The 22867-nt window shown below is 70.1% G+C and carries 18 protein-coding genes and 1 pseudogene; 5 read left to right on the top strand and 14 right to left on the bottom strand.

Features of this window, described 5'->3' with window-relative positions:
- Positions 1 to 4 precede the first annotated feature (4 nt).
- The 4 genes and pseudogenes from ACQEV2_RS13960 to hrcA all read right to left on the bottom strand — a co-directional run bounded on the left by ACQEV2_RS13960 (position 5) and on the right by hrcA (position 4070).
- Entirely contained in the window at positions 5 to 745 is a 741-nt protein-coding gene (locus ACQEV2_RS13960; RefSeq protein ID WP_433039913.1) for a 16S rRNA (uracil(1498)-N(3))-methyltransferase, read from the bottom strand.
- Positions 742 to 1826, bottom strand: a pseudogene (locus ACQEV2_RS13965) (nitronate monooxygenase). Before ACQEV2_RS13965 ends, ACQEV2_RS13960 begins: the two are co-directional and overlap by 4 nt.
- Positions 1827 to 1916: 90 nt before the next feature.
- Positions 1917 to 3053 (bottom strand): molecular chaperone DnaJ, encoded by a 1137-nt coding sequence (dnaJ, locus tag ACQEV2_RS13970; protein ID WP_433039915.1) that lies wholly within the window; start codon positions 3051 to 3053, stop codon positions 1917 to 1919.
- Positions 3054 to 4070, bottom strand: coding sequence for a heat-inducible transcriptional repressor HrcA (gene hrcA / locus ACQEV2_RS13975; protein ID WP_433039917.1), 1017 nt, complete (start codon positions 4068 to 4070; stop codon positions 3054 to 3056).
- Positions 4071 to 4234: 164 nt separating this feature from the next.
- Here hrcA and ACQEV2_RS13980 point away from each other — a divergent pair, with 164 nt between their 5' ends.
- Both ACQEV2_RS13980 and ACQEV2_RS13985 read left to right on the top strand, forming a co-directional pair.
- The gene (locus ACQEV2_RS13980; RefSeq protein ID WP_433039919.1) at positions 4235 to 4978 is read left to right on the top strand and encodes an MBL fold metallo-hydrolase; all 744 of its coding nucleotides are present in this window, start codon (positions 4235 to 4237) and stop codon (positions 4976 to 4978) included.
- Between the two features lie 42 nt (positions 4979 to 5020).
- Positions 5021 to 5830, top strand: coding sequence for a DUF3097 domain-containing protein (locus ACQEV2_RS13985; protein WP_433039921.1), 810 nt, complete (start codon positions 5021 to 5023; stop codon positions 5828 to 5830).
- Here ACQEV2_RS13985 and ACQEV2_RS13990 read toward each other — a convergent pair.
- From ACQEV2_RS13990 to ACQEV2_RS14000, 3 genes are all read right to left on the bottom strand, one after another.
- Positions 5814 to 6386 carry a Uma2 family endonuclease gene (locus tag ACQEV2_RS13990; protein WP_433039923.1) on the bottom strand — a complete coding sequence of 191 codons (573 nt, stop codon included), beginning with the start codon at positions 6384 to 6386 and terminating at the stop codon, positions 5814 to 5816. The genes ACQEV2_RS13985 and ACQEV2_RS13990 overlap by 17 nt on opposite strands.
- Before the next feature lie 102 nt (positions 6387 to 6488).
- Positions 6489 to 7721, bottom strand: coding sequence for a radical SAM family heme chaperone HemW (gene hemW / locus ACQEV2_RS13995; RefSeq protein WP_433039925.1), 1233 nt, complete (start codon positions 7719 to 7721; stop codon positions 6489 to 6491).
- Positions 7722 to 7890: 169 nt separating this feature from the next.
- Positions 7891 to 10011, bottom strand: coding sequence for a SpoIIE family protein phosphatase (locus tag ACQEV2_RS14000; protein ID WP_433039927.1), 2121 nt, complete (start codon positions 10009 to 10011; stop codon positions 7891 to 7893).
- Positions 10012 to 10113: 102 nt separating this feature from the next.
- Between ACQEV2_RS14000 and ACQEV2_RS14005 the strand changes: the two genes are divergently transcribed.
- Positions 10114 to 14280: a HAMP domain-containing protein gene (locus ACQEV2_RS14005; RefSeq protein ID WP_433039928.1), complete on the top strand. Its 4167-nt coding sequence runs from the start codon at positions 10114 to 10116 to the stop codon at positions 14278 to 14280.
- A 12-nt stretch (positions 14281 to 14292) separates the two neighbouring features.
- Positions 14293 to 14868, top strand: coding sequence for a response regulator (locus ACQEV2_RS14010; protein ID WP_433039930.1), 576 nt, complete (start codon positions 14293 to 14295; stop codon positions 14866 to 14868).
- Between the two features lie 107 nt (positions 14869 to 14975).
- Here ACQEV2_RS14010 and ACQEV2_RS14015 read toward each other — a convergent pair whose 3' ends face one another.
- Positions 14976 to 16850 (bottom strand): AMP-dependent synthetase/ligase, encoded by a 1875-nt coding sequence (locus ACQEV2_RS14015; RefSeq protein WP_433039932.1) that lies wholly within the window; start codon positions 16848 to 16850, stop codon positions 14976 to 14978.
- Between the two features lie 271 nt (positions 16851 to 17121).
- On the bottom strand, positions 17122 to 18990 hold the full coding sequence (gene lepA, locus ACQEV2_RS14020) for a translation elongation factor 4 (RefSeq protein WP_433039934.1): 1869 nt from the start codon (positions 18988 to 18990) through the stop codon (positions 17122 to 17124).
- A 232-nt stretch (positions 18991 to 19222) separates the two neighbouring features.
- Between lepA and rpsT the strand changes: the two genes are divergently transcribed.
- Positions 19223 to 19489, top strand: coding sequence for a 30S ribosomal protein S20 (gene rpsT, locus ACQEV2_RS14025; RefSeq protein WP_367323126.1), 267 nt, complete (start codon positions 19223 to 19225; stop codon positions 19487 to 19489).
- A gap of 210 nt (positions 19490 to 19699) precedes the next feature.
- On the opposite strand, the gene ACQEV2_RS14030 is transcribed toward rpsT, so the two are convergent.
- From ACQEV2_RS14030 to ACQEV2_RS14050, 5 genes are all read right to left on the bottom strand, one after another.
- Positions 19700 to 20095: a nuclear transport factor 2 family protein gene (locus ACQEV2_RS14030; RefSeq protein ID WP_433039936.1), complete on the bottom strand. Its 396-nt coding sequence runs from the start codon at positions 20093 to 20095 to the stop codon at positions 19700 to 19702.
- Between the two features lie 37 nt (positions 20096 to 20132).
- On the bottom strand, positions 20133 to 20528 hold the full coding sequence (locus ACQEV2_RS14035) for a nuclear transport factor 2 family protein (protein ID WP_433039938.1): 396 nt from the start codon (positions 20526 to 20528) through the stop codon (positions 20133 to 20135).
- 120 nt (positions 20529 to 20648) lie between these two features.
- Positions 20649 to 21638, bottom strand: coding sequence for a DNA polymerase III subunit delta (gene holA, locus ACQEV2_RS14040; protein ID WP_433039940.1), 990 nt, complete (start codon positions 21636 to 21638; stop codon positions 20649 to 20651).
- A gap of 72 nt (positions 21639 to 21710) precedes the next feature.
- The gene (locus ACQEV2_RS14045) at positions 21711 to 21956 is read right to left on the bottom strand and encodes a hypothetical protein (protein ID WP_433039942.1); all 246 of its coding nucleotides are present in this window, start codon (positions 21954 to 21956) and stop codon (positions 21711 to 21713) included.
- A gap of 71 nt (positions 21957 to 22027) precedes the next feature.
- Positions 22028 to 22867 carry an arylamine N-acetyltransferase family protein gene (locus tag ACQEV2_RS14050; RefSeq protein ID WP_433039944.1) on the bottom strand — a complete coding sequence of 280 codons (840 nt, stop codon included), beginning with the start codon at positions 22865 to 22867 and terminating at the stop codon, positions 22028 to 22030.

The following is a 22867-nucleotide window of genomic DNA, read 5'->3' on the forward strand; positions in this document are numbered from 1 at the left end:
CGTGTCAGGACCAGCGCCCGGTGCGGGCGAGGAGTACGGCGGCCGCGGCGGTGCCGGCGGTCGACGTACGCAGCACGGTACGGCCGAGGACGTACGCCTTCGCCCCCGCCTCCTCGAACAACGCCAACTCCTCGGGGGACACGCCCCCTTCGGGCCCGACGACCAGTACGATCTCACCCTCGGCGGGGAGTTCGACGGTGGCCAGCGGCTCGTCACCGCTCTCGTGGAGTACGGCGGCGAAATCGGCCTTGGCGAGAAGTGCCGCAACCTGCTTGGTCGTGGCGGCGTCCGCGACCTCCGGGAAGCGGACGCGCCGGGACTGCTTGCCGGCCTCACGGGCGGTGGCCCGCCACTTGCCGAGGGCTTTCGCGCCCCGCTCGCCCTTCCACTGCGTGATGCACCGGGCGGCCGCCCACGGCACGATCGCGTCGACGCCGGTCTCGGTCATGGTCTCGACGGCCAGTTCGCCGCGGTCGCCCTTGGGGAGGGCCTGGACGACGGTGATCCGGGGAGACTCCGGGGGTTCCTCGGCCACCGTGCTCATGTGCACGACGAGCCGGTCCTTGCCCTCCGTGTCGACGACCTCGCACTCGGCCCAGCGACCGTTGCCGTCCGTGAGGACGACGGTCTCGCCGGGCCTGAGCCGCTTGACGGAGACGGCGTGCCGTCCCTCGGGCCCGTCGAGGACGTACCGCCCGCCGCGACCGGCGTCGAAGTGCTCGACCAGGAAGACGGGTGCCGTCATCGCCCCGCACCCCCTCGGGGAAAGGCGGACAACGCTGTCGCCGCCGCGTCCAGTTCGGCGGCCAGCACCTCCACCAGCTGCCCGGCGGGCAGTTCGCGGGCCATCCGGTGCCCCTGCCCGGCCCACAGCGCCATGCCCTGCGCGTCGCCGGACGCGGCGGCCTTCTTGCGCAGGGGCGAGGTGAGGTGGTGGACCTCGGGGTAGGCGGCGGGGGCGTAGGGACCGTGCTCACGCATGAAGCGGTTGACGAGACCACGGGCGGGACGCCCGGAGAACGCGCGCGTCAGCTCGGTCCGTACGAACAGGGGGTTGGTCAGCGCCTGCTTGTGCAGGGCGTTGGCGCCGGACTCCGGGGTGGCGAGGAAGGCGGTCCCGAGCTGGGCGGCACTGGCGCCGGCGGCGAGGGCGGCGGCGATCTGGCTGCCGCGCATGATGCCGCCGGCCGCCACGAGGGGCAGGCTCACGGTCTCGCGGACCTGGGCGACGAGCGACAGCAGCCCGACACCCGTGCCGTCGGTCTCGGGGTGTCGCGGTGAGTCCCCTGATGCCCACCCGCCTCGACGCCCTGCACGATCACGGCGTCGGCACCGGCCCGCTCCACGGCGAGGGCCTCGTCGGGGGTGGTGGCGGTGACGAGGGTGAAGGTTCCGGCGCGCCGGAGGGACGCCAGCACGTCACCGCTGGGCACGCCGAAGTGGAAGGAGACGACCGGCACCGGGTTGTCGAGCAGCACGGCGAGCTTGGCCTCGTACCCGTCGTCCCGGCCGCTGTCCGGGTCCCCGAGCTCGGTGTCGTACCAGGCGGCCTCGCCGGCCAGCTGATGGGCGTACACGTCCACGGCGGCCGGGTCGGCATACTCCGGCTGCGGCATGAACAGATTGACCCCGAAGGGCCGGCCGGTCAGCCCCCGCAGCTGCTTGATCTCCTGGTACATCCCGTCGGCGGTCTTGTACCCGGCGGCGAGAAACCCCAGCCCACCGGCCTCGGACACGGCAGCGGCGAGCTGCGGCACGGAGACGCCGCCTGCCATGGGGGCCTGCACGATCGGGTGGGGAAAGAGATCGGTCAGTGCGGAGGACATGACGGCATGTTGTCACGTCCCCCGAACAAGTCCGAATCGGCCCTTCCCCTTGCCGCGGGCCACGTGTTCCCCGCCGCCGCGGCGGAACCGTCAGCGACCGTTGAACGCGTCCTTCAAGCGCGAGAACAGCCCCTGCTGACCCGGCTGGAACTGCCCCTGCGGCCGCTCCTCACCCCGCAGCTTGGCCAGCTCCCGCAGCAGCCGCTCCTGCTCGGGGTCGAGCTTCGTCGGGGTCGTGACCTCGACGTGGACGACGAGGTCACCGCGTCCGCCACCGCGCAGATGCGTCACGCCCCGCCCGTGCAGCGGAATCGACTGCCCGGACTGCGTGCCCGGCCGGATGTCGACCTCCTCCAGCCCGTCCAGCGTCTCCAGCGGCACCTTGGTACCGAGAGCCGCCGCGGTCATCGGGATCGTCACCGTGCAGTGCAGGTCGTCGCCGCGCCGCTGGAAGGTGGGGTGCGCGATCTCGTGGATCTCGACGTACAGGTCACCGGCGGGCCCGCCGCCGGGGCCGACCTCGCCCTCACCGGCGAGCTGGATCCGCGTGCCGTTGTCGACACCGGCCGGGATCTTGACGGTCAGGGTCCGACGCGACCGCACGCGCCCGTCACCCGCGCACTCGGGGCACGGCGTCGGCACGACCGTCCCGAAGCCCTGGCACTGCGGACACGGCCGCGAGGTCATGACCTGGCCCAGGAAGGACCGCGTCACCTGCGACACCTCACCGCGACCGCGACACATGTCACAGGTCTGCGCGGAGGTCCCCGGCGCCGCGCCCTCACCGTTGCAGGTGTTGCAGACGACGGCCGTGTCGACCTGGATGTCCTTCGTCGTGCCGAAGGCCGCCTCGTCGAGCTCGATCTCCAGCCGGATCATCGCGTCCTGGCCGCGCCGGGTGCGCGAGCGCGGACCGCGCTGGGACGCCGTACCGAAGAAGGCGTCCATGATGTCCGAGAAGTTGCCGAACCCGCCCGCGCCGAAGCCGCCGGCGCCCGCGCCGCCCGCCTGGGACAGCGGGTCGCCGCCGAGGTCGTAGACCTGCTTCTTCTGCGGGTCCGACAGCACCTCGTAAGCGGCGTTGATCTCCTTGAACCGCTCCTGGGTCTTCGGATCCGGGTTGACGTCCGGGTGCAGCTCGCGTGCGAGCCGCCGGAAGGCCTTCTTGATCTCTTCCTGCGACGCGTCGCGACGCACGCCGAGAACGGCGTAGTAGTCCGTGGCCACTTACGACTCCGCCAGGATCTGTCCGACGTACCGTGCCACTGCGCGTACCGCTCCCATCGTTCCCGGGTAATCCATGCGGGTCGGTCCGACCACGCCGAGCTTGGCGACTGCCTCGCCGCCCGAACCGTAGCCGACCGACACCACGGACGTGGAGTTGAGTCCCTCATGGGCGTTCTCGTGACCGATGCGCACGGTCATGCCCGAATCCTTCGCCTCGCCCAGCAACTTGAGGAGCACGACCTGCTCCTCGAGGGCCTCCAGGACGGGCCGGATGGTGAGGGGGAAGTCATGTCCGAAGCGGGTGAGATTGGCGGTGCCGCCGATCATCAGCCGCTCCTCGTTCTCCTCGACGAGCGTCTCCAGGAGGGTGGAGAGCACGGTCGAGACGGTGCCGCGGTCCTCCATGTCGAAGGCCTCGGGGAGGTCCTCGACGAGCATCGGCACATCGGTGAAGCGCCGCCCCGCGACCCGGCTGTTGAGCCGCGCGCGTAGATCCGCGAGCGAGGTCTCCCCGAAGGGCGCCGGGCAGTCGATCATCCGCTGCTCGACTCGCCCGGTGTCCGTGATCAGCACGAGCATCACGCGCGCGGGCGCGAGCGACAGCAGCTCGACATGCCGGACGGTGGACCGGGTCAGCGACGGATACTGCACGACGGCGACCTGCCGTGTGAGCTGCGCGAGCAGCCGCACGGTCCGCGCCACCACATCATCAAGGTCTACGGCGCCCTCGAGGAAGTTCTGGATGGCGCGCCGCTCCGGCGGGCTCATCGGCTTGACGCCGGCGAGCTTGTCGACGAACAGCCGGTAGCCCTTGTCGGTCGGGATCCGACCGGCGCTGGTGTGCGGCTGGGCGATGTAGCCCTCGTCCTCCAGGGCCGCCATGTCGTTGCGGACGGTCGCCGGGGAGACGCCGAGGTTGTGCCGCTCGGTGAGCGCCTTGGAGCCGACCGGCTCCTCCGTCCCGACGTAGTCCTGGACGATGGCGCGCAACACCTGAAGCCTGCGTTCACTCAGCATCTCGCGCACACCTCCAGAACTCGTTCCCTTTGGCACCTTGCCTGGCACTCTGTCCGTCCGAGTGCCAGCCGTCCCCGGCCAGTGTACGGCGGTGGGGTACGCCCCGGGCAAGGCCGGTCCGGCACCACCGTGCTCGGACGTGCTGTCCCAGCTAGCGTCGCGGTATGACGGTGACTTGGGAAGAGCTGGGGTGGGAGCGGCTGGCGGCCGGGGTGGGCCGGTGCCGGCTTCCGGTGTGGGACTGCACGGCGGGGCTGGTCGTCGGGGACGGCACCGCGCTGGTCGTCGACGCCGGGTCGAGCGTCGCGGAGGGCGCGCGGTTGCGTACGCAGGCGCAGTGGCTCGCGGGTCACCGTGTGACTCATCTCGCTCTGACGCATCCCCACTTCGACCATGTCTTCGGGGCGGCGGCGTTCGCGGGGGCGGAGATCTTCGGTGCGGTGGGTGTGGACACGGTGTTCGAGGGGCGGCACGCGCGCGAGGAGCTGCGCGGGGACGCGGTGCGGGGCGGCCTGGACCCGGCGGCGGCCGAGGAGGCCGTGGACGCCCTGGTCCGCCCCCGCCATCAGGTGAGCGGCGAGTGGACCCTCGACCTGGGCGGCGGCCGTCAGGTCCTGCTGGCGAACGTGGGCCCGGCGCACACGGCCCACGACCTGGTCGTGCTCGTGCCGGGCGAGCTCCCCGGCGATCGGGAGGTGGTCTTCTGCGGTGACCTGGTGGAGGAGTCCGGCGAGCCCCAGGCCGGCCCCGACGCCGTACCGTCGCACTGGCCGGCCGCCCTGGACCGCCTGCTGGACCTGGGCGGCGAGGACGCGCTGTACGTGCCCGGTCACGGAGCGGTGGTCGACGCGGAGTTCGTACGACGCCAGCGCGACGCCCTCGCCGCCCGCTTCGGCGTGTCGCGCTGATCTGTGCTCCCTGACGGCCGGGCTTCTCCTATCGTCACTCGAATGCGCCAGTACTCACCGGACCTGACTCCCCCCTGGAAGAAGCCCAAGCCGGTCCCCGAGGTCCCGGCAGAGCCCGGCCTGGTGGTCGAGGAGCCGGGTACGGGCTTCTGCGGTGCGGTGATCCGCTGTGAGGCCGGCACGGTCACCCTGGAGGACCGCTTCGGCAAGCACCGGGTGTTCCCGCTGGAACCGCGCGGGTTCCTGCTGGAGGGCAAGGTGGTGACCCTGGTACGGCCGTCGGGCGCGGCTCCGGTACGTCCCACCCGTACGGCATCCGGTTCGGTCGCCGTCCCCGGCGCACGCGCGCGCGTGGCCCGCGCCGGCCGTATCTACGTCGAGGGCCGCCACGACGCCGAGCTGGTCGAGAAGGTGTGGGGCGACGACCTGCGCATCGAGGGCGTGGTGGTGGAGTACCTGGAGGGCGTCGACGACCTGCCGTCGATCGTGGCCGATTTCGCGCCGGGTCCGGATGCGCGGCTGGGGGTCCTGGTGGACCACTTGGTGCCGGGGACGAAGGAGTGGCGGATCGCCGAGTCGGTGACGAGTGAGCACGCCCTGGTCGTGGGCCACCCGTACATCGACATCTGGGAGGCGGTGAAGCCGTCGTCCCTGGGGATCGCGGGCTGGCCGAAGGTCCCGCGCGGGCAGGACTGGAAGAGGGGGGTGTGCCGGGCGCTGGGGTGGCCTGCGGAGAACACGGGGGCGGTGTGGCAGGCGATTCTGGGGCGGGTGGGGTCTTACAAGGATCTGGAGCCTGAGTTGTTGGGGCGGGTGGAGGAGTTGATCGACTTCGTTACCGCGCAGCAGTGAGAGGCGGCAGAGTGCCGAACCTGCTGGTGTCGAGCTCAATACCGACGATCGGCAGCGGCACCGGGTCGCCGAACTTGCGAGTCCGCTTCGACTGATAGTCCGCTGACAAGCCTGTGCCGGTCGGCTCTGTCAGCACCAGGCACTGGGCCGCGAAGGGGTCGATGATCAGGTAGACGGGGACGCGTCCAGCAGCGTAGATCGAGCGCTTCTCCACATGATCCCGGTGGACACTGGTCTTGGAGACGACCTCTACCAACATCGTCACGGCCGGTCCGGGTACGAGCCGTCCCGGGCTGTCATCGGCGCCGATCTCCATCACCACGAGATCCGGCTGGGGCTCACTGTCCTCAACGGGGAAGGCCACATCCTGGGTCTGCAGCCGCTCCCACCGATCGGGGGGGATCTGGTCCTGGACGGACTGAACGATGCGGTTGTGGACCTTGTCGGGCCCGGCCGTCATCACGATTACCCCCCGGATGAGCTCAGCCTTGAAGCCCTCCGGAACCTCGAGGTTCTCGAAGGTTTCGTGTACCCGGCGATCATCCACAGCGGTCATCTCCGTGGCCCTCCGCTTCCTGTCGCCGTGTCTACGGCGGCAGCCCACGAACCAGGTTAGAGACCGAGCCCATGTCCCGCAGCGCTTCACTCGCCCGAGTGATCAGTCCACCAAGTCCCTGACCACCGCATCCGCCAGCAACCGCCCCCGCAGCGTCAGTACCGCACGTCCTTCGTCGTACGGCCCCTGCTTCAGCAGTCCGTCCGAGAGGGCACGGCGGGATGCCTGGAGGCCCTCCCCCCGCAGCAACTCCAGCGGTACCCCCTCCCGAAGCCGCAGCTCCAGCAGGATCCGCTCGACCCTCCGGTCCTCCTCCGACAGCAGCTCCCGCCCCGCCCCCGGCGACCGCCCCGCCGCGAGGGCCGCCGCGTACGCGCCCGGATGCTTCACGTTCCACCAGCGCACCCCGCCCACGTGCGAGTGCGCCCCGGGCCCCGCGCCCCACCAGTCCGCGCCCCGCCAGTACAACTCGTTGTGCAGGCAACGGGCGGCCTCGGAGGTCGCCCAGTTGGACACCTCGTACCAGTCGAAGCCCGCCTCCGACAGCACCGACTCCGCGATCAGATACCGGTCCGCGTGCACGTCGTCGTCCGTCATCGGCACCTCGCCGCGCCGGATACGGCGGGCCAGCTGGGTGCCCTCCTCCACGATCAGGGCGTACGCGCTGATGTGGTCCGGCCCCGCACCCAGCGCCGCCTCCAGCGAGGCCCGCCAGTCGTCGTCCGACTCCCCCGGCGTGCCGTAGATCAGGTCCAGGTTCACGTGCTCGAACCCCGCGGCACGGGCCTCCGCCACGCATGCCTCCGGGCGGCCCGGCGTGTGCGTGCGGTCCAGGACCTTCAGCACATGCTGCTTCGCGCTCTGCATGCCGAAGGAGATCCGGTTGAAGCCGCCTTCGCGGAGGGTGGCCAGATACGCCGGGTCCACCGACTCCGGGTTCGCCTCCGTGGTGATCTCCGCGTCCGGGGCCAGCCCGAACTCGTCGCGGATCGCCCCCAGCATCCGTACGAGATCGCCGGCGGCCAGCAGCGTGGGCGTACCGCCGCCCACGAAGACCGTGCGGACCTCGCGCGGGTCGTCGCCGAGGACCTTGCGGGCGAGACGGATCTCGTCGATGAGGGTCTCGGCGTAGTTGTCGCGGGAGGCCAGCACCCCGCCCGTGCCGCGCAGCTCGGTCGCCGTGTAGGTGTTGAAGTCGCAGTAGCCGCAGCGGGTCGCGCAGTACGGGACGTGCAGGTAGAAGCCGAGGGGTCGGTCGGCGGACCCGGCGAGCGCGTGCGCGGGCAGCGCGCCGTCGGCGGGGACGGGCTCGCCGTCGGGGAGTGCGGAAGGCATGGGTTCTATTGTCCAGCACGCGCGCGTGCGCCGGTTCGGGCGCGTATGTCGGGGACGCGCGCGTACTCCCCGGAGAACGCTCCAGGGGCTCTTTCTTCCCGGGAACCGGCACGCGCGCGTGCTCCCGGGAAACCGCGCCACGCGCCCGTACCGCCCCGGACCGGCCCCGCTACTCCGCCTGCAGCACCAGCAGCGCCAGATCGTCCTCCGGCGGGCGGCCGCCGAACTCGTGCACCAGCCTGCGGATGCGTTCCGCGATCAGCTCGGCGTTCAGCCCCGTGCACCCGGCGAGTGCGCTCGCGAGGCCGTCGCCGTCGTCGAACTGGCGGGAGCCGCTACGCCGCTCGGTCACCCCGTCGGTCACGCACAGCAGGGTGTCGCCGGAGCGCAGCTCGAAGGTCTCGCTCGTGTACGTCGCGTCCTCGAAGACGCCGAGCAGGGTCTGGGGCTGCGCGGCGGTGTGGACCTCGCCGCCCTCACCGAGGAGCAGCGGCAGCGGGTGCCCGGCGGAGGCGAGGGTGCAGCGGATGCCGCCGTCGACGGGGGTCAGTTCGCCGTACAGCAGGGACAGGAAGCGGGTCTGCGGGCCGTCGCCGGGTGGGACCGGGCCGACCAGCGCGCGGGCGGCGGCGTCGGCGGCCTCCGTGGCGTCGTCCAGGAGGAGCTGGTTGAGGCGGTCGAGGACGTCGGCCACGCGGTAGCCCTCGCGGGCCAGGAGCCGCAGCCAGGGGCGTGCGATGCCGATCACCACGGCCGCCTCGGGGCCCTTGCCCTGGACGTCGCCGATGGCGAAGCACCAGCGGCCGTCGCCCGCCGGGAAGAGATCGTAGAAGTCGCCGCTGGGACCGCCCTTGTCGCACGGCTCGTACACCAGGGCGCTGGCCACCCCGGGGATCTTCGCGACGGCGCCGGGCAGCAGTCCGCGTTGCAGGACCCGGCTGATGGTGACCTGCCGGGCGTACTGGCGGGCCGCGCCGATGGCGAGGGCGACCCGGCGGCTGAGGTCCTCGACGAGCCCGGTGACCTCGTCGGGGAAGCGGTCGAGGCCGGCCCGGCCGATGACCAGCGTGCCCAGCGGGCGGCCGCCCGCGATCAGGCGGTACGCGAGCGCGGTGCCGCGGATTCCGCGCTCGCCGAGCGCCTCACCGGGCCAGGGGTACGGGACGGGGCCGGTGCGGTGGTGGTCGCTCGGATGCGGCGGCTCCTTCTCCAGGGCGCGGCGGAGTTCCTCGATGAGGTTCTCGGAGCCGTGCCAGACGCGGGCAAGCCGGGGCCCGGCGCCCGCGGCGCCGTCCACGGGCCGCTGTCCCCAGCCCCCGGGCTCGCCGGACGGGGGGTACCCCCAGCGTCCGGCGACCTCGTCCTCCAGCCACACCGCGCACCAGTCCGCCAGCCGCGGCACGATCAGCTGGCCGGCCAGCGCGGCGACCAGGTTCTCGTCGAGCTGCCCGGCGAGCAGGTCGGAGGCCTCGGCGAGGAAGGAGAGGGCGCCCCGGTTGAGCCAGTCCCGTTCGTGCTCGGGGCGCTGGGGATACGGCGGATGTCCCGGGTGCCCCGCGGCTCCCCCGTGTGCCGGGGACCCCAGGGGCCCCAGCTCATGGCGATCCCCGTGCTCGAGCGAAGCCGGACGGTCACCTTCCTCCATGGCAGCCGAATGGACCCCCCGATCGAGCGAAGCCGACCCCGCGGAAGCCGTCGGGAGCGGCGGCGGCTCCGGCGCGAGGATCTCGGCGACACGCAACCCGCGCTCCAGCGCACGCTCCTCGGCGTACGCCTCGATGTCGTCCCTGGCCGTCACGGGGTCCTCGGCGGGCAGCCGCGCCCACACGGTCTTGGCGCCGGTGCGGTAGGTCACGCCCCAGGACTCGGCGAGCCGGGACACCAGCCGCAGCCCGCGTCCGTACTCCGGGGTCTCGTACGGCGCGTCGACCTCGCCGTCGCGCGGGGCGCGCGAGGGGTGGTGGTCCAGCACCTCGACGAGGAGGGCGCCGGTGTCCTCCTCCAGCCGGCAGGTGAGCTCGACATCGGTGCCGGCGTGCACGACGGCGTTGGTGACGAGCTCGCTGACGGCCACGACGGCGTCGTCGACGAGACGGTCGCTGAGGGCTTCGGTGCCGGGGAGCCCGGAGGCGGCCCATTCGGTGAGGGCGTTGCGTACGAGGGTGCGGGCGGTGCCCGGGGAGAGCGCGCTGCCGGGCAGGGTGGTGCGGGTCTCCGCGCGCCAGCCCCCCGACGCAGGCACATCAGAGGCACGGGTGACGGTCTCCCGTTGCACCGGAATGGCCCCCATGGACAGCTCCCCGAACGGTTCGGACGAATACGCCTCGGTCGACGCCGACAGAGTGACAGACTGGCCACGCCCATAAGCACCGAGTTACCGAAGTGGGCCGCCATGAGTGAGAACCGTGCTACGCGTGTGCTCGAAGACGGACAGAAAGACGGTCAAATTCGAGCATCGGAACTGCGTCCGCTGCTTGCCGCGATGACCGCTGCCCGCGACGGCGACTTCCGCAGGCTCCCGGAGACCGGCGAGGGAGTGGTGGCCGAGCTGACGGCGGTCTTCAACCAGATCATGGACCGCAGCACGCACTTCAACCGGGAAGTGCAGCGGGTCAAGCGGGAGTTGGTGCGGCACGGCAGGCTCGACGAGCGCCTCTCGGCGAGCCCGGGCCAGGGCGACTGGACGACCCGCGTCAACGACGTCAACCACCTGCTCGACGCCCTGGTGGCCCCGGCGGCGAACGCGACGCGCGTGCTCGACGCGGTGGCCGGCGGCGACCTCACCCAGCGCGTCGATCTGCACGACGGCAGCCGCCAGTTAAGAGGCGACCTGCGCCGCCTCGGCCGGGCCGTGAACAAGATGGTCGACCAGCTCTCCCTGTTCACCGGCGAGGTCACCCGCGTCGCCCGCGAGGTCGGCACCGAGGGCCGGCTCGGCGGCCGGGCCAAGGTGCAGGGCCTGTCGGGCAGTTGGCGGGACGTGACCGAGGCGGTCAACACGATGGCGGCCCGGCTGACGGCCCAGGTGCGGGACATCGCCCTGGTGACGACGGCGGTGGCCCGCGGTGATCTCACCCGTACGGTCACCGTCGAGGCGACCGGCGAGCTCCTCGAACTCAAACTGACCGTCAACACGATGGTCGACCAGCTCTCGGCCTTCGCCGACGAGGTGACCCGCGTCGCCCGTGAGGTGGGTACGGAGGGGCAGCTGGGCGGGCGGGCCCAGGTGCGCGGCGTGTCCGGCGTATGGAAGGACCTCACCGACAACGTCAACTTCATGGCGTCGAACCTGACTTCCCAGGTCCGCAACATCGCCCAGGTCACCACCGCCGTCGCCAACGGCGACCTGAGCCAGAAGATCACCGTCGACGCCCAGGGCGAGATCCTCGAACTCAAGTCGACCATCAACACGATGGTCGACCAGCTCTCGGCCTTCGCCGACGAGGTGACGAGGGTCGCCCGCGAGGTCGGCACGGAAGGCAACCTGGGCGGCCGGGCCCAGGTGCGCGGCGTGTCCGGCGTATGGAAGGACCTCACCGACAACGTCAACTTCATGGCGGACAACCTCACCTCCCAGGTCCGCAACATCGCCCTCGTCTCCACCGCCGTCGCCCAGGGCGACCTCGGCAAGAAGATCACGGTCGAGGCGAAGGGCGAGATCCTGGAGCTGAAGTCGACCATCAACACGATGGTGGACCAGCTCTCGGCCTTCGCCGACGAGGTGACGAGGGTCGCCCGCGAGGTCGGCACGGAAGGCAACCTCGGCGGCCAGGCCCAGGTGCGCGGCGTGTCCGGCGTATGGAAGGACCTCACCGACAACGTCAACTTCATGGCGCTGAACCTGACTTCCCAGGTCCGCAACATCGCCCAGGTCACCACCGCCGTCGCCAACGGCGACCTCTCCAAGAAGATCACCGTCGACGCCCGCGGCGAGATCCTCGAGCTGAAGGACACCGTCAACACGATGGTGGACCAGCTGCGCGCCTTCGCCGACGAGGTCACCCGGGTGGCCCGCGAGGTCGGCACCGACGGCCGGCTGGGCGGCCGGGCCAAGGTGCTGGGCGTCTCCGGTGTGTGGCGCGACCTCACCGACAACGTCAACTACATGGCGGACAACCTCACCTCCCAGGTCCGCAACATCGCCCAGGTCACCACCGCCGTCGCCAACGGCGACCTCTCCAAGAAGATCGACGTCGACGCCCGCGGCGAGATCCTGGAGCTGAAGACCGCCATCAACACCATGGTCGACACCCTCTCCTCCTTCTCCTCCGAGGTCACGCGCGTGGCCCGCGAGGTGGGAAGCGAAGGCCAACTCGGCGGTCAGGCACGGGTCGAGGGCGTGTACGGCACCTGGAAGCGCCTGACCACGAACGTCAACGAGCTCGCCCTGAACCTCACCACCCAGGTCCGCGCGATCGCCGAGGTCGCCTCCGCCGTGGCCCAGGGCGACATGTCCCGCTCGATCACGGTCGAGGCGCGCGGCGAGGTCGCCGAGCTGAAGGACAACATCAACCTGATGGTGGCCAACCTGCGCGAGACGACCCGCGCGAAGGACTGGCTGGAGTCCAACCTGGCCCGCCTCGCCGCCCTGATGCAGGGCCACCGCGACCTGATGGAGGTCGCCGACCTGCTGCTGCGCGAGCTGACACCGCTGGTGAACGCCCAGTACGGGGCGTTCTTCCTGGCCGACCCGGACGAGGAGAGCGCGGCGCTGCGCACCACCGTTCCGGCGAAGGGGCTCGCGTTCATCGCCGGGTACGGCTCCGCGCAGGGCACGACGATCGAGACCGGCGGCCTCCCGGTGCACGGCCTGGTGCGGCAGGCGGCCCGCGAGAAGAAGCGGATCCTCGTCGAGGAGGCCCCGCCGGACTACATCAAGATCAACAGTGGGCTCGGTGAGGCGGCCCCCACCAGCGTCGTCATCATCCCGATCCTCTTCGAGGACAAGCTCCTCGGCGTGATCGAGCTGGCGTCCTTCTCCCGCTTCTCCGACGTGCACCTGGCGTTCTTCGACCAGTTCGTGAACACCATCGCCGTCGCGATCAACACGATCATCGCCAACTCCCGTACGGAGTCCTTGCTCGGCGAGTCCCAGCGCCTCGCGATGCAGCTCCAGGAGCGCTCGGACGAACTCCAGATGCAGCAGGCGGAGCTGCAGCGCTCGAACGCCGAACTGGAGGAGAAGGCCGCCCTGCTCGCGACGTCCTCCCAGTACAAGTCGGAGTTCCTGGCGAACATGTCCCACGAGCTGCGGACGCCCTTGAACTCGCTGCTCATCCTGGCGCGGCTGCTGTCGGACAACCCGGACGGCCATCTCTCCGACCAGGAGGTGCAGTTCGCGACGACGATCCACCGCTCCGGCTCGGACCTCCTCCAGCTGATCAACGACATCCTGGACCTGTCGAAGATCGAGGCCGGCCGGATGGACGTACGCCCGAAGAAGCTGCCGCTCATCAAGCTGCTGGACTACGTCCACGCCACCTTCCGCCCGCTCACGCTCGACCGGGGGCTCGCCTTCGAGGTGGCGGTCGGCGAGGACGTACCGCGCGAGATGTACTCCGACGAGCAGCGCCTCCAGCAGATCCTGCGAAACCTGCTCTCGAACGCGATCAAGTTCACCGCGAGCGGCCGGGTGGAGCTACGGGTGACCCGGATGAAGGACCCCGACCACCGATGGGGGTCCCCCCGCTCGAGCGAAGTCGAGAGTGGGGGAGTCCGGGAGAGCGACGAGGTGATCGCCTTCGCGGTGTCCGACACCGGCATCGGCATCGCGGCGGAGAAACTCCCGGTGATCTTCGAGGCGTTCCAGCAGGCCGACGGCACCACCAACCGCAAGTACGGCGGCACGGGCCTCGGCCTGTCCATCAGCCGGGAGATCGCGGGCCTGCTGGGCGGCCGTATCGTCGCCGAGAGCGAGCCCGGCAAGGGCTCGACGTTCACGCTGTACGTCCCCGTCGTCAGCCCCGGTCACGCCGCCACCGGGCCGGTCCCCGAGGACCGTCCGCTGCCGGTGCCGGAGCAGCTGTCGGCCGAGCCCTTCCCGGCCGCCCACGACGCGGACGAGAGCTGGCCGACACCCACCAAGCTGGAGGCGTGGCAGACGGGCCGGGCGGGCCGGGTGCTCCCGGGCCGGCGGGTGCTGATCGTGGACGACGACATCCGCAACGTCTTCGCGCTCACCCATGTCCTGGGCCGCGTCGGCATGCCGGTGCTGTACGCGGAGAACGGCCGCGAGGGCATCGAGACACTGGAGCGGAACCCGGACGTCGAACTCGTCCTGATGGACATCATGATGCCGGAGATGGACGGCTACGAGACGATCTCCGCCATCCGCCGCACCCCGCGCTGGGCGGACCTGCCCATCGTCGCGCTGACCGCGAAGGCCATGCCCGGAGACCGGGAGAAGTCCATCGCGCGGGGCGCCCACGACTACGTACCGAAGCCGGTGGACGTGGATCAGCTGCTGACCGTCGTCTGCGACCTCCTGGACCCCGAGGGCGCGGACGCGGCGACGGACGCCCCCACCGAGGAACCGGCGGTACCGCCGACGACTGAATGAGGCCAATTCACCATGACCGCTGAGGCAACGACCGACGAGCGTGCCGGCATCCTCCTGGTCGACGACATGGAGGACAACCTGATAGCGCTCGAGGCCGTACTGGGGTCCCTCAACGAGCCGCTCGTGCGCGCCCGTTCCGGCGAGGAGGCGATGAAGGCGCTGCTGCGCCAACGCTTCGCCGTCGTGCTGCTCGACGTCCGGATGCCCGGCATGGACGGCTTCGAGACGGCAGCGAACATCAAACGGCTCGACCAGACGAAGGACGTCCCGATCATCTTCCTGACCGGCGCCGACGACGACTCCGGCTACGCCTTCCGCGGCTACGCGACAGGCGCGGCGGACTACTTGACCAAGCCGTTCGATCCATGGGTGCTGCGGGCGAAGGTGACGGTGTTCCTGGACCTGTACCGCAAGAACCAGCAACTGGAGCGTCTGCTGACCCGGAAACCGCCCCGCGATGCCGAGCTGACGAAGCGGCTGGCCGCCCTGGAGAAGAAGCTGGACGGGGAGGACCCCCCGGACGTCACGGACCTACGCAACGAGGTCCGTGAGATACGGCAACTCATAAGCAGAGGGACCGTGTCCTGACCTGAAGGGGCGCGGGACTGTATCGACTCGCGGCTCCGCCGCATGGGCGCGACCAGCCACAACGGACTGCCAGCCGCCGGCGGTCCCGCCACCCCTCCCCTACGGCGTTACGCCTCCCGCGTACCGGCGTACATCTCCTCGATCAGCTCCTTGTACTCCCGCTCCACCACCGGCCGCTTCAACTTGAGGCTCGGCGTGATCTCCCCGTGCTCCACATCGAGATCCCTAGGCAGAAGCCGGAACTTCTTGATGGTCTGCCACTTCTGAAGCCCTTCGTTGAGCTTCTTGACATACCCCTCGACCATCTCGACGGTGGCCGGGGCGGCGACGACCTCCGCGTACGACTTGCCGCCGAGCCCGTTCTCCTCGGCCCACCCCAGAATCGCGACCTCGTCCAACGCGATCAGCGCCGTGCAGAAGTTCCGGTCGGCGCCGTGCACCAGGATGTTGGACACGTACGGGCACACCGCCTTGAACTGCCCCTCGACCTCGGCCGGCGCGATGTACTTGCCGCCCGACGTCTTGATGAGGTCCTTCTTGCGGTCGGTGATGCGCAGATAGCCGTCGGGCGACAGCTCGCCGATGTCACCGGTGTGGAACCAGCCGTCGGCCTCCAGCACCTCCGCGGTCTTGTCCGGCAGCCCGTGGTAGCCCTCCATGATGCCGGGGCCGCGCAGCAGGATCTCGCCGTCGGCCGCGATGCGCACCTCCGTGCCGGGCAGCGGCTTGCCGACCGTGCCGGTGCGGTAGGCCTCACCGGGGTTCACGAAGGACGCGGCCGAGGACTCGGTCAGCCCGTAGCCCTCGAGGATGTGGATGCCGGCGCCGGCGAAGAAGTAGCCGATCTCCGGCGCGAGGGCGGCCGACCCGGAGACACAGGCGCGCAGGTTGCCGCCGAAGGCCTCGCGGATCTTGGCGTACACCAGCGTGTCGGCGATCTTGTGCTTGGCGCCGAGCCCGAACGGCACGGAGTGGGTGCCGGTGCGCCGGAAGTTGTCCTGGGAGACCTTGGCGTACTCGCGGGCGACCCCGGCGGCCCACTGGAAGATCTTGTACTTGGCGCCGCCGGCCGCGCGTGCCTTGGCGGCGACCCCGTTGTAGACCTTCTCGAAGATGCGCGGCACGGCCGCCATGTACGTCGGCTGCACGACCGGCAGATTTTCGATGATCTTGTCGACGCGGCCGTCGACGGCGGTGACGTGCCCGACCTCGATCTGCCCGGAGGTGAGCACCTTGCCGAAGACGTGCGCGAGCGGCAGCCAGAGGTACTGCACGTCCTCGCCGCTGACCAGCCCGGTCGCGGCGATCGCCTTCGCCATGTACGCCCAGTTGTCGTGCGGCAGCCGTACGCCCTTGGGGCGGCCGGTGGTGCCGGACGTGTAGATCAGGGTGGCCAGCTGGTCCTTGGTGATCGCGCCGACCCGCTCCTTGACCAGGTCGGCGTCCTTCTCCAGCCGGGCCGCGCCGCGCTTCTCCAGCTCGTCGAGGGTGAGGATCCAGTCGGCGGTCTCGACACCGGCCGGGTCGATGACGACGACATGCGTGAGGTACGGCAGCTCGGCGCGCTTCTCCCGCGCCTTCGCCAGCTGGGCCGCGTCCTCGGCGATGAGCACCCGGCTCTCGGAGTCGGAGAGGATGTACGCCGACTCCTCGGCGTTCGTCTGCGGATAGACGGTGGTGGTGGCCGCGCCGGCGCACATGATGCCCAGGTCGGCGAGGATCCACTCGATCCGGGTCGAGGAGGCGAGGGCCACCCGCTGCTCGGGCTGGACGCCCAGCTCGATGAGCCCGGCCGCGATCGCGTAGACCCGCTCGGCGGCCTGCCCCCAGCTCAGCGACTTCCAGTCGTCCGGGCCCTCCCCCGCGGCCGGTGGCACCGGATAGCGGTATGCCTCGGCGTCCGGCGTGGCCGCCACGCGCTCCAGGAAGAGAGTCGCCACGCTCGGCGGACGGTTCTCGATCAGTGTCTGTGTGTCGCTCACGACATCCTCCGGGCCCGCGACAGTGCGGCTGGCTCAACAGCCGGCATTGCATCCGGCTCATTACGGCGGTTTTCACATGCGAGCTGTTGTTTAACTCGCGAGTAACTATCGAGCAGGGATCAGAGTAAAGGTCGACAGGCCACCGCGTAAGGGTTCGCGGCCTGTCACTTCCTACAGACAGCGACGTTACGCACGCGTAGGGGCCCGCCGCACTTTCGCACGACGGGCCCCCGTTGCGGCGATTTGCCAGGCAACGCTCTGTTACTGGCGGTTACTTCTTGCCCTTGGCCGACCCCGCGCTGTCATCACTGCTCAGTACGGCGATGAAGGCCTCCTGCGGAACCTCCACGGAACCCACCATCTTCATCCGCTTCTTGCCTTCCTTCTGCTTCTCCAGCAGCTTCCGCTTACGGGAGATGTCACCGCCGTAGCACTTGGCGAGGACGTCCTTGCGGATGGCGCGGATGGTCTCGCGGGCGATGACCCGGGAGCCGATGGCGGCCTGGACCGGCACCTCGAACGCCTGCCGCGGGATCAGCTCCTTGAGCTTGGCGACGAGCCGGACGCCGTACGCGTACGCCTGGTCCTTGTGGGTGATCGCCGAGAAGGCGTCCACCTTGTCGCCGTGGAGCAGGATGTCGACCTTGACCAGGCTGGAGGTCTGCTCACCGGTGGGCTCGTAGTCCAGCGAGGCGTAGCCGCGGGTCTTGGACTTCAGCTGGTCGAAGAAGTCGAAGACGATCTCGGCGAGCGGGAGCGTGTAGCGGATCTCGACCCGGTCCTCGGACAGGTAGTCCATGCCGAGGAGGGTGCCGCGCCGGGTCTGGCACAGCTCCATGATCGAGCCGATGAACTCGGTCGGCGCGAGGATCGTGGCGCGTACGACGGGCTCGTACACCTCGTTGATCTTGCCCTCGGGGAACTCGCTCGGGTTGGTGACGGTGTGCTCGCTGCCGTCCTCCATCACGACCCGGTAGACCACGTTGGGCGCGGTGGCGATCAGGTCGAGGCCGAACTCGCGCTCCAGCCGCTCACGGATCACGTCGAGGTGGAGCAGGCCGAGGAAGCCGACGCGGAAGCCGAAGCCGAGGGCGGCGGAGGTCTCCGGCTCGTAGACGAGCGCGGCGTCGTTGAGCTGGAGCTTGTCGAGGGCCTCGCGCAGCTCCGGGTAGTCGGAGCCGTCCAGCGGATACAAGCCGGAGAAGACCATCGGCTTCGGGTCCTTGTACCCGCCGAGCGCCTCCGTGGCCCCCTTCTGCTGGCTGGTGACGGTGTCACCGACCTTGGACTGGCGGACGTCCTTCACACCGGTGATCAGATAGCCCACCTCGCCGACGCCGAGGCCGTCGGCCGGGAGCATCTCCGGCGAGTTCGTCCCGATCTCCAGCAGCTCGTGCGTGGCGCCCGTCGACATCATCTTGATGCGCTCACGCTTGTTGAGCTGGCCGTCGATGACACGGACGTACGTGACCACGCCCCGGTAGGAGTCGTAGACCGAGTCGAAGATCATCGCGCGGGCGGGAGCGTCCTTGACGCCGACCGGCGCGGGGACCTCCCGTACGACCTTGTCGAGCAGCGCGTCGACGCCGATGCCGGTCTTGGCGGAGACCCTCAGCACGTCGTCCGGCTCACAGCCGACCAGGTTGGCGAGCTCCTCGGCGAACTTCTCGGGCTGCGCGGCCGGCAGGTCGATCTTGTTCAGTACGGGGATGATCGTGAGGTCGTTCTCCATCGCCAGGTAGAGGTTGGCGAGGGTCTGGGCCTCGATGCCCTGGGCGGCGTCGACGAGGAGGATGGTCCCCTCGCAGGCGGCGAGCGACCGCGAGACCTCGTACGTGAAGTCGACGTGCCCCGGGGTGTCGATCATGTTGAGGATGTGCGTGTTGCTCTTGTCGTGGGTGGGAGCCCACGGCAGCCGCACCGCCTGGGACTTGATCGTGATACCGCGCTCACGCTCGATGTCCATCCGGTCGAGGTACTGAGCACGCATCTGCCGCTGCTCGACCACACCGGTCAGCTGGAGCATCCGGTCGGCGAGCGTGGACTTGCCGTGGTCGATGTGCGCGATGATGCAGAAATTGCGGATCAGAGCCGGGTCGGTACGGCTCGGCTCGGGCACATTGTTAGGGGTCGCGGGCACGCAGGGTCCTGTCTCTTGAGGCGCCTTATGCCTCGGGTCGGATCGATACGTAGGTTCCATGGTCCCACGGGCGGCGACCTGGAGCTGGTTTGGGCCATTCTCCGGCCCACTGGTAGCCTGGGTGGCTGTGTCTCATGCCCTCTCAGCGCGAGGCACACCCCAAGAAAATCACCCGGCACATGTCCGTGCGGCTCCCGTGCGGCCCCGTGCCAGAACCTGAAAAGGCTCATTCGTGGCGAACATCAAGTCCCAGATCAAGCGGATCAAGACCAACGAGAAGGCCCGGCTGCGCAACAAGGCCGTCAAGTCCTCCCTGAAGACCGCGATCCGCAAGGCCCGTGAGGCTGCTGCCGCGGGTGACGTCGAGAAGGCCACCGAGCTTCAGCGCGCCGCGTCGCGTGCGCTCGACAAGGCCGTCTCGAAGGGCGTCATCCACAAGAACCAGGCCGCCAACAAGAAGTCGGCGCTTGCTTCGAAGGTCGCGTCCCTCAAGGGCTGACCCTTGATTTGATCGCCGGAGGGAATCGAGCGGGCCCTCTCTCATCCGCTCCCGTCCGGCACCCCGAGTCTGTACGCGGCCTGCGTTCGCCACGCGGGTACGGACTCACCGGCTTCAACCGAAGGCCCCACCTTCCGCTCTTCCCCAGGGCGGTGGGCGGGGCCTTCGGCGTGCGCGCTGCGCGGGTGATCGTCAGTGATCGTCACCCGGTCACGACCAGAATTCGTTGTTCTTCTCGATGTCCGCGACGCACTCGTCGATGTCACTGATCCTGTCACCGACGATCCGGAAGACGAGCGCTCCCTCGTCGTCGATGCTCTTGCCCTGTCGCTGCGCCCTGAAGCGGGCCATGCCGACCGCGTGCCCGCGCCCGTCCACGGCGATACCGCGCAGCTGGACCTGCATGTTCCCGCCCGTCTCCTCGAAGAGCCGGCGGTACATGTCGATACACGCGTCCTGGCCCTTGAAGTCGCCCGACAGCGGGTGACTGCCCGGCACATGGTGCGTGCAGTCCGATGTCATCAGCCCGCGCAGGGCATCCATGTCCCCGCGGGTGAAGGCTTCGAAGCCCTTGCGGACGAGCTGTGCGTGCGGGTGTTCAGCCATGGCAACCGCCACCTCTCCGTCGCTTCGGTGCGTAGGTTCACGACCAGAAGTCGTTGAGCCTGTCGATGTCGCCGACGCACTCGTCGAGGTCGCTGACCTTGTCGCCGACGATCCGGAAGACGATGCCTCCGTCCATGTCCAGGCGCTTGCCCTGACGCTCGGCCGTCGCATGGTGCACCGACATCACATGGCCACGGCCGTCGGCGAAGAGGTGACGCAGCTCGACGGCGAACGTCCCGCCCGTCTCCTCGAAAAGCCGCTGGTACATCTCGATACAGGCGTCCTGGCCCTTGTAGTCGCCCGACAGCGAGTGATCGCCCGGGAAGTGGTGCGTGACGTCTCCCGTCAGCAGGGTGCGCAGGGTGTCCATGTCACCGCGCGAGAAGGCCTCGTAGCCCTTGCGGACGAGCTGTGCGTGCGGGTGTTCAGCCATACCGATCGCCACCTTTCCGTCATTCAGTCATATACGGCGATTTCAGGCTGCACCTACGATTGTCCCCCCGGCCGCTACGACGGCCAGTGGATCATGGCTTGGGCGCGTCCTTGGCCCCGGTCAGCCGCGACCCCTGGACCGCGCCGCCCGCGCGACCGTCACGACCGCCTTCTCCAGGGCGTATCCGGGATCGTCCCCGCCGCCCTTCACTCCGGCGTCGGCCTCGGCGACCGCCTGCAACGCGGCGGCCACTCCGTCGGGCGTCCAGCCCCGCATCTGCTGCCGTACGCGGTCGATCTTCCAGGGCGGCATGCCCAGCTCACGCGCCAGGTCGGCGGGACGCCCGCCGCGGGCCGAGGACAGCTTCCCGATGGCCCGCACGCCCTGCGCCAGCGCGCTCGTGATCATCACGGGCGCCACGCCCGTCGACAGCGACCAGCGCAGTGCCTCCAGCGCCTCCGCGGTCCGCCCCTCGACCGCCCGGTCGGCGACGGTGAAGCTCGACGCCTCGGCGCGGCCGGTGTAGTACCGCCCGACGACGGCCTCGTCGATGGTCCCCTCGACATCGGCGACCAGCTGACTCACCGCGGACGCCAGCTCCCGCAGATCGCTCCCGATGGCGTCCACCAGCGCCTGGCAGGCCTCGGGCGTCGCGGACCGCCCGGTCGCCCGGAACTCGCTCCGCACGAACGCCAGCCGATCCGCCGGCTTGGTCATCTTCGGGCACGCCACCTCCCGGGCGCCCGCCTTGCGCGCGGCGTCGAGCAGCTTCTTGCCCTTGGCCCCACCGGCGTGCAGCAGCACCAGGGTGATCTCCTCGGCCGGCGCCCCCAGATACGCCGTCACGTCCTTGATCGTGTCGGCCGACAGATCATGCGCATTGCGCACGACCACGACCTTGCGCTCCGCGAACAGCGACGGGCTGGTCAACTCGGCCAGCGTGCCCGGCTGCAACTGCTCCGGCATCAGCTCCCGCACATCCGTGTCGGCATCGGCGGCCCTGGCGGCCACGACCACCTCCCGCACGGCACGATCGAGCAGCAGCTCCTCTTGCCCCACGGCGAGGGTCACGGGAGCGAGGAGGTCGTCATTCGCAGTCTTCCTGGCCATCGCGACAAGCATGGCACGGGCCACTGACAACGGGTTCCGGTGCCGGGGCGGCAACGCCAGGTCCTGGTCGAGCTACGGCTCCTCCCGCCATCCGTCCCACTCCCCCACGAACTCATCCAGCTCCCCCGGATCCAGCCGACCCTCCTCGTCCCGCAGCACCACCAGCCACTGCGCATCCTCGGCGTCGTCCTCCCCGGCCAGCGCGTCCCGCACCAGCCGCGGCTCCTCACCGATCCCGAACCGCTCCCCGAGCGCCTCGGCCACCTCCTCCGCCGCATCACGGTCGGGCAGCACCAGGACATGTCTCACGTCACTCACGGAGCCATTTTCCGGCACGTCTACCGAAGGCGACCGCCGGCCCTTGACCGCTCGCACCCCACCCCGCCCGCTCACCCCCGCCGGTCGGCGCCCCGCACCGTCGGCACCCGGTCCAGCTCGATCCCGAAGCGCTCCCGGTAGACCCCCAGCACCTCCTCGTCCGTGCCCAACTCCCGCTCCTCACGCGTCCCGTCGGCCGCCGTCGTCTTGAACGTGCGGCCGCTGAGCGTGATCCGCCCCCCTTCCTCCGTCACCCGGGAACACACCAGCGACTGCGTGAAGTGCGAGCCCGGCGAGGTGCTGTGCCACCACGCCCCGGCCACGAAGTCGCCGAGCACCCGGGGCCGCCGCTCCAGCCGGTACTCCGGTCTGCCGTCCATGACGACCTCCAGGTCCGCCGCCTCGGCGACGTCGTGCCCGCCACGCACCCCGGCCGCGTCCGGCCCGGCCTCGACCATCCGGAACACGCCCGCCGGATCCACCTGCTCGCCCCGCGCCTCGAACGCCAGCGGATAGTGGCTGTGCGCTCCGAACCCGACGTCCGCCAGCCACGCGCCGCCGTCCACCGTCCGCACCTTCAGCGCCATGTGGTCGTAGGGGATCCCGAGCCGCCCCTCCGCGCCGTGCACCCGCGCGGCGAGCAGCGTCACGTCGAAGCCCAGCGCCGTGAGCAACGTCCCGAACGCCCCGTTCAGTTCGTAGCAGAACCCGCCCCGCCCGGCGCCCACCACCTTGTCCACCAGTCGCTTCTCCTCCAGGACGATCTCCTCGCCGAGGTGGATCGACAGGTTCTCGAAGGGCACGGTCTGCAGATGGCGCAGATGCAGCTCGCGCAGCACGTCCACGGTGGGCCACGCCGGGTGCTCGACCCCCAGGCGACGGAGATAGGCATCAACCTCAACGGAATCCAT

It is taken from the genome of Streptomyces sp. CA-251387 (assembly GCF_050936625.1).
GTDB lineage: Bacteria > Actinomycetota > Actinomycetes > Streptomycetales > Streptomycetaceae > Streptomyces.